This is a genomic window from Mucilaginibacter gossypiicola (assembly GCF_900110105.1).
Lineage (GTDB): Bacteria > Bacteroidota > Bacteroidia > Sphingobacteriales > Sphingobacteriaceae > Mucilaginibacter > Mucilaginibacter gossypiicola.
This window is the reverse complement of sequence record NZ_FOCL01000010.1, coordinates 240,600-251,320: the sequence shown is the minus strand read 5'-3', so window position 1 is coordinate 251,320 and position 10,721 is coordinate 240,600. Positions and strand designations below refer to the sequence as shown.

At 41.5% G+C, this 10,721-nt stretch carries 10 protein-coding genes; 8 read left to right on the top strand and 2 right to left on the bottom strand.

Annotated elements, in window-relative coordinates; all coding sequences use genetic code 11:
* The 4 genes from BMX50_RS26990 to BMX50_RS26975 all read left to right on the top strand — a co-directional run.
* The coding region (locus BMX50_RS26990) for an NAD-dependent epimerase/dehydratase family protein (protein WP_143065276.1) at window positions 1–615 on the top strand (615 nt) is incomplete at its 5' end.
* 113 nt (window positions 616–728) lie between these two features.
* Window positions 729–1,751: a UDP-glucose 4-epimerase GalE gene (gene galE, locus BMX50_RS26985; protein WP_091217698.1), complete on the top strand. Its 1,023-nt coding sequence runs from the start codon at window positions 729–731 to the stop codon at window positions 1,749–1,751.
* Between the two features lie 14 nt (window positions 1,752–1,765).
* Entirely contained in the window at window positions 1,766–2,821 is a 1,056-nt protein-coding gene (gene rfbB / locus BMX50_RS26980) for a dTDP-glucose 4,6-dehydratase (RefSeq protein ID WP_091217692.1), read from the top strand.
* Between the two features lie 3 nt (window positions 2,822–2,824).
* Window positions 2,825–3,565 (top strand): tyrosine-protein phosphatase, encoded by a 741-nt coding sequence (locus tag BMX50_RS26975; protein WP_091217689.1) that lies wholly within the window; start codon window positions 2,825–2,827, stop codon window positions 3,563–3,565.
* A 389-nt stretch (window positions 3,566–3,954) separates the two neighbouring features.
* Here BMX50_RS26975 and BMX50_RS26970 read toward each other — a convergent pair whose 3' ends face one another.
* Window positions 3,955–5,193, bottom strand: a complete 1,239-nt coding sequence (locus BMX50_RS26970) for an ABC transporter permease (RefSeq protein ID WP_091217684.1) — start codon at window positions 5,191–5,193, stop codon at window positions 3,955–3,957.
* A gap of 301 nt (window positions 5,194–5,494) precedes the next feature.
* On the opposite strand from BMX50_RS26970, the gene BMX50_RS26965 reads away from it, so the two are divergent.
* Window positions 5,495–6,184 carry a peroxiredoxin family protein gene (locus BMX50_RS26965; RefSeq protein ID WP_167668123.1) on the top strand — a complete coding sequence of 230 codons (690 nt, stop codon included), beginning with the start codon at window positions 5,495–5,497 and terminating at the stop codon, window positions 6,182–6,184.
* Window positions 6,185–6,259: 75 nt separating this feature from the next.
* Here BMX50_RS26965 and BMX50_RS26960 read toward each other — a convergent pair whose 3' ends face one another.
* Window positions 6,260–6,607 carry a HesB/IscA family protein gene (locus tag BMX50_RS26960; RefSeq protein ID WP_091217676.1) on the bottom strand — a complete coding sequence of 116 codons (348 nt, stop codon included), beginning with the start codon at window positions 6,605–6,607 and terminating at the stop codon, window positions 6,260–6,262.
* A 91-nt stretch (window positions 6,608–6,698) separates the two neighbouring features.
* Between BMX50_RS26960 and BMX50_RS26955 the strand changes: the two genes are divergently transcribed.
* The 3 genes from BMX50_RS26955 to dnaA all read left to right on the top strand — a co-directional run bounded on the left by BMX50_RS26955 (window position 6,699) and on the right by dnaA (window position 10,644).
* Window positions 6,699–7,229, top strand: a complete 531-nt coding sequence (locus BMX50_RS26955; RefSeq protein ID WP_091217671.1) for a DUF7935 family protein — start codon at window positions 6,699–6,701, stop codon at window positions 7,227–7,229.
* A 4-nt stretch (window positions 7,230–7,233) separates the two neighbouring features.
* Window positions 7,234–8,784, top strand: coding sequence for an acyl-CoA mutase large subunit family protein (locus tag BMX50_RS26950; protein WP_091217666.1), 1,551 nt, complete (start codon window positions 7,234–7,236; stop codon window positions 8,782–8,784).
* Between the two features lie 435 nt (window positions 8,785–9,219).
* Window positions 9,220–10,644 (top strand): chromosomal replication initiator protein DnaA, encoded by a 1,425-nt coding sequence (gene dnaA / locus BMX50_RS26945; RefSeq protein ID WP_091217661.1) that lies wholly within the window; start codon window positions 9,220–9,222, stop codon window positions 10,642–10,644.
* Window positions 10,645–10,721 lie beyond the last annotated feature (77 nt).

Here is a 10,721-nt window from a genome sequence, read left to right as displayed (position 1 = left end):
TACGGCGATCCTAACATCAGTCCGCAGCCCGAAGAGTACTGGGGTAATGTAAACCCGGTAGGCCCAAGAGGGGTGTATGATGAAGCCAAAAGGTTCCAGGAAGCTATTACGATGGCCTACCATACTTTTCATGGAGTTGAAACCAGGATAGTAAGGATCTTTAATACCTACGGACCAAGGATGCGCCTGAATGACGGCAGGGTATTGCCAGCCTTCATCGGACAGGCATTAAGAGGCGAACCGCTGACGATGTTTGGCGACGGCTCACAAACCCGCTCGTTTTGTTATGTAGATGATTTGATAGAAGGTATTTACCGTTTGCTGCTGAGCGATTATGCCCAGCCGGTGAACATCGGTAATCCAGACGAGATCACGATCAAACAATTTGGCGAGGAGATCATCAAATTAACAGGTACGGATCAAAAACTGATCAGCTTGCCGTTACCAACAGATGATCCTAAACAGCGCCGTCCGGATATTACCAAGGCCAAAGCTATATTGGGCTGGGAGCCGAAAGTATCCAGAAGTGAGGGTTTGAAGATCACTTATGAATACTTCAAATCATTACCCGAGCAGGAAATAAACCATAAAGACTTTACTTATTACAATAAATAAGGTAACAAGGCCGGAAATTAATCTTTTTGGCCTTTTTTATAATATAAAAGCGGATGAATTGTCACAATCTGCTTACTTTGCTAAACAATCAAAATACACTCTCTATATAAACTATGAAAATATTAGTAACAGGCGGTTTGGGTTTTATTGGCTCTCATACCGTAGTTGAGCTGGTTAATGCGGGTTATGATCCCATTATTGTTGACGATCTGTCGAACTCCGATCCTAAAATATTAGATCAACTTACAAAGATCTTAGGCTTTACCCCGGTATTTCACAAGCTCGACCTTTGTGATGAAGCAGCTGTTAGATCACTTGCACTTGCTGAGCCCGAAATAGGTGGCATTATTCATTTTGCGGCATTTAAAGCAGTGGGTGAATCGGTTAAAAAGCCAATGAAATATTATCGTAATAATTTTTATTCGCTTATTAACTTGTTGGAGTCTTATTACGGCAAGGCTATCAATTTTGTGTTTTCATCAAGCTGTACAGTTTATGGCCAGCCAGAAAAACTACCTGTTACTGAAAATGCTCCGGTTCAACCTGCGCAATCGCCATATGGCAATACCAAACAAATAGCAGAAGAGATTTTGGTTGATATGGTAAATTCCGGCACCAATTATAAAGTAATATCATTACGTTATTTCAATCCGGTAGGTGCCCACGAATCGGCCCTGATTGGCGAGTTGCCAATTGGCGTGCCGCAAAACCTGGTACCTTTTATTACACAAACAGCTATTGGCAAACGCGAAAAAATAACCGTATTTGGCGATGATTATAATACGCCGGATGGCAGCTGTATCCGTGATTATATTCACGTAGTTGATTTGGCCAAAGCCCACGTAGCTGCGTTGAAGCTTGCTGAAAAAGACGAATTTAAAGGTTATGATGTGTTTAACCTGGGTACCGGCAACGGCACTTCGGTGTTGGAAGTAATTCATGCTTTTGAAAGCACTACAGGTGAAAAACTGAACTACGAAATCGGTCCGCGCCGTGAAGGTGATGTGGAGCAGGTTTGGGGCGATGTTACCAAATCATCAACCAAACTTGGCTGGACAGCTAAACTTGGTATAGGCGAAATGATGTCATCGGCCTGGGAGTGGGAAAAATATATTGCTCAAAATCCATTCAATTAAACTAACAGCAAGAGATGAAAAAAAAGATCATTATTACAGGTGGTGCTGGTTTTATTGGCTCGCACGTGGTGCGCAGGTTTGTAAAAAATTATCCTGATTACAACATTGTTAATTTAGATAAGCTTACCTATGCAGGCAACCTTGCCAATTTAAAAGATATTGAGAATGAACCTAATTACAAGTTTGTAAAAGGGGATATCGTTGATATTGCCTTTATTAATGAGCTTTTTGCAGCCGAGAATCCAGATGCTGTGATCCACCTTGCTGCCGAATCGCATGTAGACAGGTCAATCACTAATCCGCTTGAGTTTGTGATGACCAACGTAGTTGGCACAGTAAACTTGCTTAACACCGCGCGCGAGCATTGGAAAGGCAGATATGATCAAACCCGTTTTTATCATGTATCAACCGATGAGGTGTATGGCACCCTTGGCGAGGATGGCATGTTTACTGAAGAAACGGCTTATGATCCGCATTCACCATATTCGGCTTCAAAAGCAGGTTCTGATCATTTTGTAAGGGCATACCAGGATACTTATGGTATGGATACGGTAATATCAAACTGTTCAAATAACTACGGATCGTTCCATTTTCCGGAAAAGCTTATTCCGTTGGCAATCAATAATATCAAACAAAGCAAACCGGTACCTGTGTACGGCAAAGGCGAAAATATCCGCGACTGGCTTTGGGTTGAGGATCATGCCCGCGCAATAGATGTAATATTCCATAATGCCAAATCGGGTTCAACCTATAATATTGGTGGCCATAATGAATGGAAAAATATTGACCTGATCAGATTGCTTTGCAGTATATTGGACAAAAAATTAGGCAGGGCCGAAGGAGAATCGGCTAAACTGATCACTTTTGTAACAGACAGGGCCGGGCACGATCTAAGATATGCCATTGATGCAACCAAGCTTAAAAATGATTTAGGTTGGGTGCCGGGCATAACTTTTGAGGAAGGTTTGGAAAAAACTGTAGATTGGTATCTTGCTAATGAAGAGTGGCTAAATGATGTAACATCTGGTCATTACCAGCAATATTACAGCGGTCAGTATAACGATAGATAAAAAATGTTCGGGCTTTTTAAGAAGAAAAAAGAAGTAAGGGAATCAAAGTTCAACTATGAAGGTATCATGGTTGATATGCACTCGCATGTGTTGCCTGGAATTGACGACGGTGCCAAAACACCAGAAGAGTCGGTGGAATTGATCAAAAAAATGATGGCGCTGGGCATAAAAAAAATTATCGCCACACCGCATATTATGATAGATTTTTATCGTAATACGCCCGAAACTATAGGTAATGCGCTTACTTTACTAAAAGCCGAACTGGTTGAAGAAGGAATAGATATCCCGGTTGAAGCCGCTGCCGAACATTATTTTGATGAAACGTTTGAGGCACGCGTAGAAAATGGTCCGGTGATGACCATGGGTGATAACCATGTGCTGTTTGAGTTTTCATTTATCAATCAGCCACCTAATACCCATAGTGTAATTCAAAAACTCCATGACAAGGGGTACAAACCTATTTTGGCGCACCCTGAGCGTTACCAGTATCTTGATTTGGATAAGTTAAAAAACCTGCATAGCTGGGGTGTTGATTTTCAGCTTAATACAATATCACTTACCGGGTACTATGGTAAGGACATCAAAAAGATGGCTGAAGACCTGATCGATAATAGCTTAATTGATTATATCTCAAGCGATATGCACCATCTAAAACATGCTGCTGCCTTAGGTGATGCACTCAAAACAACTTATATCGAGAAAGTGCTGGTTGATTATCCGCTTAAAAATAAGATGCTGTTTTAGTAGATATTTATTTATTGTAAGAAAGGCGCATTAATTGCGCCTTTTTTGTTGGATAATATGTTAACGTCTCCTTAGGGGAATGTGTTGATATAGCTTAAAAAACGTCATTGCGAGGTACGAAGCAATCCCCGACTTACAGAGCCACTCTGTATAGTTCGCGATTGCTTCGTACCTCGCAATGACGTTTTTTGTTTGCAAACAGTCTCTTAGAAGCTGTTTAAAAATGAGAGAAAGTATTTTTGTAGAGGCGCATAATTGCGTCTCCCGGAGACAAGCCGATTTCAAAAGCGTCTCTGCTGTCGTAAATTGCAAGCGGAAGACGCAATTATGCGTCTCTATATTCAAAAACTATCGTTTGCAAACAGCCTCCAAGATTTTGAAGTAATTCTCTATTCGTACCGCAACGCCTCTACCGGGTCAAGCCTGGCCGCTTTTTTTGCAGGATAATAACCCGATATCAAACCGATAAACGTACACAGCACTACTGCAAAGAACAGCCAGCCCCATGGCACAACAAACGCCCCGCTTATTTGAACGGCGATAAGATTTCCGGCAGCCATTCCCAGTATCATACCTGCTGCACCTCCTATAAGGCAGATCACTATAGCCTCTATCAAAAATTGTTTACGAATAATGGCCGGCGTTGCGCCTATAGCTTTCCGAACGCCAATTTCGCGGGTGCGTTCGGTTACCGATACCAGCATGATATTCATAAGACCAATTGCCGCACCGATAAGCGTGATGATGCCAACAGCAAAACCGGCCGCTGTTATCCCTGCAAGCTGGCCTGAAAGTTCTTTTTGTATCGAGTCGCTCCGGCTTATTTCAAAGTTATCCTGGTTAATAACGTTCAATCCCCTTACGTTTCTGAACAGGGAAGTGGCTTCGCCAATGGTAGCGTCAAGAGCGCCGGGAGTGGCTACTTTAATGGTTACCGTAAACGATGCGTTTTTTGTACTGTCTATTTGTTTGGCTTTTAATACAGGGATCACACAAAATTTATCGCCTCCAAATGAACTTGAACCCTTTGATGCAAACACGCCAACAATCCTGAACCTGTTGGTACCAAGATATACTAATTTGTTGATCGGGTCTTCAGTTTTAAAAAGCTTCTTTTTGATCTCGTCGCCGATAATGACCACGTTTGATCCGTGCTCCAGCTCAGAGGCCGAAAAGTTACGTCCGAAAGCAAGTTTTTTACCAGCTGTAACAAGGTAGTTTTCGTTTGAACCGGAGATGGATATATTCGGATTGGTTTTTTGATTACCATATTTAGCTACCGCGGTGCCATTTACTTCTAAATTAATGGCTACAGCTACAGGCAGTTTAAAGGAGTTTTTGAAACGTACGGCCTGATCGTACGTAATGGCAGGATACACTTTCCGGTGCCCGCCATTGCCGAAGTTTAATCCTTCGCCACGGTTTTGCAAGGTAAAAGTGTTTGCGCCCAGATCGGCAAAAGCATCATTGGTAAACTGCCTGATACCCTCAATGGCCGTTAAAATGCCGACCAACGCCATGATACCTATGGCTATAATAAGCGCCGTTAATGAGGTGCGCAGCCTGTTGCCGGCTATAGACTGTAATGCAATGGAAATGTTTTCTTTGTAAGAGGTTTTTACCGGCATGGTATAAATATAAAAAACTTGTTGGTATGACTATGCACCATGTCAATTTGTTACAACTGCCGATCAATAAACTTTTTGACAGATAGTATAACCCAACGTTAATTATGTTGCCTGTTTTGTTACAGTTTGACCGCTATATATTAATATCTTCAGGTATATTTATGAAATATAATCTAAACCTGTCATGAAGTATATCTTCCTTTTGCTTTTATTTATAACATGGAGTTCCGTTGCATGGTCGCAAGATTCATTGTCACATAAAGTTGTTAATCGGTCCTTCAGAATCGATAGTCATTCAGTTGTGAAGGATTCGACCGGAAAACAACTTACTTATAAGGAATGGAGTGATCTGATGCGTACAAGGCAATACGTTTTATTGCCCGAAAATATGGAAGATGCCAAAACTGCCTTTATCCTTAACAGGAAAGATGAGCGGGAGGTACGATATATAAAGCCCAATGCCACACCTGCAGATGGAACTCCCGCAAATGCTCCTAAGCAACTATCGCCCGAAGAAGCCAAAGAGCAGTACATGGCTTCTCTTTCCAAGCCTTACGAATCTGCTTATTTTAATACCGGTGAGGTAATGGAACCGTTTAGTACGCACGATATCAACGGGAATAAAATCAAACTAAAAGATTTGCGCGGCAAAGTAGTGGTTCTCAATTTTTGGTTCATTGGCTGCCCGGCCTGTATGCAGGAGATTCCGGAGTTAAATAAACTGGTTGATGATTATAAGGGTAACGCAAATGTGGTTTTTTTGGCAATAGCCCTGGATTATCGCTATGACCTGAAAAAATTTCTGAAGCAAACTGAGTTTAAGTATGATATTATAGATGATGGCCGGGATATAGCTGCCGGGTATAAAATAGGCCTTTATCCAACCAGCGTTATATTAAATAAGGAGGGAAAAGTTGCTTTTCATACGGTAGGCTTCGCAGTAAACTCACCGTATTGGATGAGAAAGACAATTAACGAGGGGTTAAAGTAGCATTGAAACGCTACTATAAACAAAAGCCGCTTCATGACAATATGAAGCGGCTTCAATATTTTAACAGGGCTTAATTTAAACCGAGAAAGAAGAGCCGCAGCCGCAGGTGCTGGCAGCGTTAGGGTTGTTGAAAGTAAAACCACGGGCATTTAAACCATCCTGGTAATCAATTTGCATGCCTGCAAGATATAAACCGTGGGCTTTGTGCATAAATACTTTTATTCCATCAATAATATATTCCTGGTCGCCGTCCTTTTTCATGTCGAAACCTAAAATATAATTCATGCCCGAACAGCCGCCGCCTTCAACTCCAACACGTAAGCCAAATTCGTCGTTTATTTCCTGCTGGTCTTTTAATTTAAAAAGTTCTTTTACGGCGCCCGGCGTAAAAGTAACCGGAGCGGTTTCAACAGCTATACTCATCTTATTTTTATTTATTCTACACAAATATAACGTAAAATGCAGATTTTTGTTAATGTCATAATTTTATGACCCCTGTATAACATTTATAAACATGCCTACTCTCTCTCTTTTATTTGATATTATAAAGTATACTATTTCGGGCTTAGGCGTTGTGTACATCGCTTTTTACCTATTTAAGCCATACCTTGATAAATCTGAAAGTATTCAATTATTGGAGTTAAAACGCACTATCAGTAATCAAACCTTGCCTTTACGGTTACAAGCCTATGAAAGGGTTGTGCTATTCATTGAAAGGGTTAACCCGGCAAGCTTGCTTATCCGCCTTAACGGATCGGCCGATACTGCCGCCGAATTGCAGGCCATTATTATTAACGAAGTTCGCAATGAATTTCAGCATAACATTACCCAGCAAATTTATGTAAGTGCCCGGGTTTGGAATGTGGTGAAAAGAGTGAAAGATGATACCATTAATATGATCAACAACGCTGTAAAGGCCTTGCCACCGGATACATCGGCGCTTGAGCTAAGCAAGGTTATCCTGGTGCATTTAAGTAAGCTTGAAGATAATCCTTATGATGTAGCGCTGGGATTAATCAGGCAGGATATGGAAGAATTATACTAAACTTATGGCTGCGGATAAAAAGATTGTTACTACATCGGGTATCGAAATAAAGGAGGTTTATACCGAACCTTCAAACATGAATGAATTGCCCGGTGCGTTCCCTTTTACCCGTGGCATCCAAAAAGATATGTACCGGGGCAAACCCTGGACCATGCGGCAATATGCCGGCTTTTCAACCGCCGAAGAGTCAAATAAACGCTATCATTATTTATTAAGCCAGGGTACAAACGGTCTTTCGGTAGCATTCGATCTGCCTACCCAAATAGGTTACGACTCGGATCACGCACTTGCAGAAGGCGAGGTAGGCAAGGTAGGGGTGGCTATTGATTCGTTGAAGGATATGGAAATCCTGTTTGCCGGTATTGAGCTGAAGGATATTACCACCTCCATGACCATCAATGCTACGGCTCCTGTTTTACTGGCCATGTATATTGCGCTGGCAAAAAAACAAGGGGCCGATCTCAGGCAGATCTCCGGGACAATACAAAACGATATATTAAAGGAGTACGCTGCCCGCGGCACCTATATATACCCGCCTGCGCCATCCATGCGGCTCATTACCGATGTGTTTGAATACTGCAGTAAAGAGGTGCCTAAATGGAACACCATTTCCATATCAGGTTATCACATCCGCGAGGCAGGCTCAACCGCAGTGCAGGAGCTTGCATTTACATTGGCCAATGGCAAAGCTTATTTAAAAGCCGCGTTGGATAAGGGGCTTGATATAAATGTGTTTGCCAAGCGGCTTTCTTTCTTCTTTAACTGTCATAGCAATTTTTTTGAGGAGATAGCCAAGTTCAGGGCAGCAAGACGTATGTGGGCGCATATTACCCAACAACTCGGCGCTACTGATCCGGGCGCTCAAAAACTTCGTTTTCATACGCAAACAGGTGGCTCTACTTTAACAGCGCAACAGCCACTTAATAATATTATAAGGGTAAGCAACCAGGCTATGGCCGCGGTATTGGGCGGCACACAGTCATTACATACCAACGGGTATGATGAAGCATTGTCATTACCAACAGAAGCAGCTGCCAAAATAGCTTTGCGTACTCAGCAGATCATCGCGTTTGAAAGCGGCGTTACCGATACGGTTGACCCATTGGCCGGTTCATACTTTATAGAGGCTCTGACAGATGAGATCGAAGCCGCCGCTCAATTATATATAGACAAGATAGACGCCATGGGAGGTGCGGTGAAAGCTATTGAGCAGGATTATATTCAGCAGGAAATAGCAACATCGGCTTACCAATATCAGCAGGAAATAGAAACCGGCGAAAAAGTAATTGTTGGCGTTAACCGGTTTGCCCAGCAGGAAGAGGCTCCTGGTAGTGTATTCAGAGTAGATGACGCTATTAGAAAAATGCAGTCTGAGAAAATTGCGGAACTAAAAGCTACCCGTAATAGTGAAGATGTTGAGAAAAGTTTACATCTTTTGGGAATAGCGGCGGCCGGCACTGAAAACTTAATTCCTTTTATCGTAACTTCGGTAGAAAGCTATGCAACCCTGGGAGAGATCGCCGATGTACTGCGCGGTGTTTTTGGGGAGTATTAGCATCGTGGTGTGGCTTCCTTGCATGTGTTTATAGCGTGCCACAAATCAGCAAAACTTGGTTTTTATTTTTTATAAGGCACTAAACCAGTGTGTTATTTTTTTGTTTGCAATAACGGCTTAAAAGGTCCAAACATTGCCTGTGTTTTGGCGTATAACTAAGGGTTGAAACACGTGGTTTTGTTATTCTTTTTCTTGAAATTTCAAAAAAAGAAAAAAATAATTTAGAAATATTTGGATTGTGATTTTTATACCAAAAATTATGTTATCCATACGAAAATTTCATTAAAAAATCGAATTTGTTAGTAAAAAGCCAAATGTTAAAAAAGTGAAAATTTAATTTTTTTATAAGCTTTTTTTGGCAATATTCGATGTTCCGTAGCAAGGCCAAAAGTTGTTTCGCTGGGGGTTGGAAATCAATATTTTACTTATATCTATATGGAAAAAACTTGTACGAACGTTTGGAATAGCTGCCTTCAGATCATCAAAGACAACATACCGGCCCAGAGTTTTAAAACCTGGTTTGAGCCGATAAAAGCTTTGAGGATGGAAGGAAGCGTATTAACCATACAAGTACCAAGTTTATTCTTTTACGAGTGGCTTGAAGAGCACTATGTAGGGTTACTGCGCAAAACAATTAAGAAACAATTGGGCGATGAAGGACGTTTAGAGTATAATATAGTTGTTGAGCAATCATCAAGTAAACCATACACAACTAACATGCCTTCAAACGGAAATGGCGCTGATTCAAAACATCAGAGTATGCCGATACCTATTTCAATTAACAAGGATATTAAAAACCCCTTTGTTATACCCGGGCTTAAAAAGTTGAATGTAGATCCTCAGCTTAACCGTAACTACACCTTCGAAAATTTTGTTGAGGGTGATTGCAACCGCCTGGCACGTTCGGCCGGTTATGCAGTTGCGGCTAAACCAGGAGGTACTTCTTTTAACCCGCTGATGATTTATGGTGGCGTTGGGTTGGGTAAAACCCACCTTGCACAAGCTATTGGTAACGAAATTAAGCGCACCCTACCGGATAAACTGGTACTGTATGTATCATGCGAAAAATTTACGCAACAATTTGTTGATGCCTTAAAGCACAACAATATTAATGACTTTGTTAACTTTTACCAGGCCATTGACGTACTCATCATGGACGATGTGCATAACTTTGCCGGTAAAGAAAAAACACAGGATTTCTTCTTCCATATATTCAACCATCTGCACCAATCGGGCAAGCAGCTGATCATTACATCAGATAAGGCGCCTAAGGATTTGGCTGGTTTGGAAGAACGCCTGCTTTCGAGGTTCAAATGGGGCTTATCTGCCGATTTGCAGGTTCCTGACCTGGAAACCCGTATGGCTATCCTGAAAAATAAAATTTACCAGGATGGTATCGACCTGTCAAACGACGTAATTGAATACGTTGCTCACAATATCGACAATAATGTTCGTGAGCTTGAAGGTGCCATGGTGTCATTGCTGGCACAGTCAACCCTTAACCGTAAGGAGATTGACCTGAACCTGGCTAAACAAATGTTGAAAAACTTTGTGAAGAACTCATCTAAAGAAATTTCGATGGAGTATATCCAAAGTTTAGTTTGCGAGTATTTTGAAGTGCCTATCGAAATGGTTAAATCACAAACCCGTAAACGCGAAATTGTACAGGCCCGTCAAATATCGATGTACCTGGCCAAAGCACATACCAAAAGTTCATTGAAATCAATCGGTCATTTCTTTGGCGGCCGCGATCACTCAACCGTGATCTATGCCTGCCAAACTGTAGAGGATTTGATTGATACCGATAAGAAATTTAAAGGTTACGTAGCAGATATTCAGAAGAAGCTGAAAATGAGCTAATGGATTCTCTTCTTAAAATATATGAAATGCCGATTGTTTATTGCGATCGGCATTTTTAGTTAGGTGGTTTTGAATTG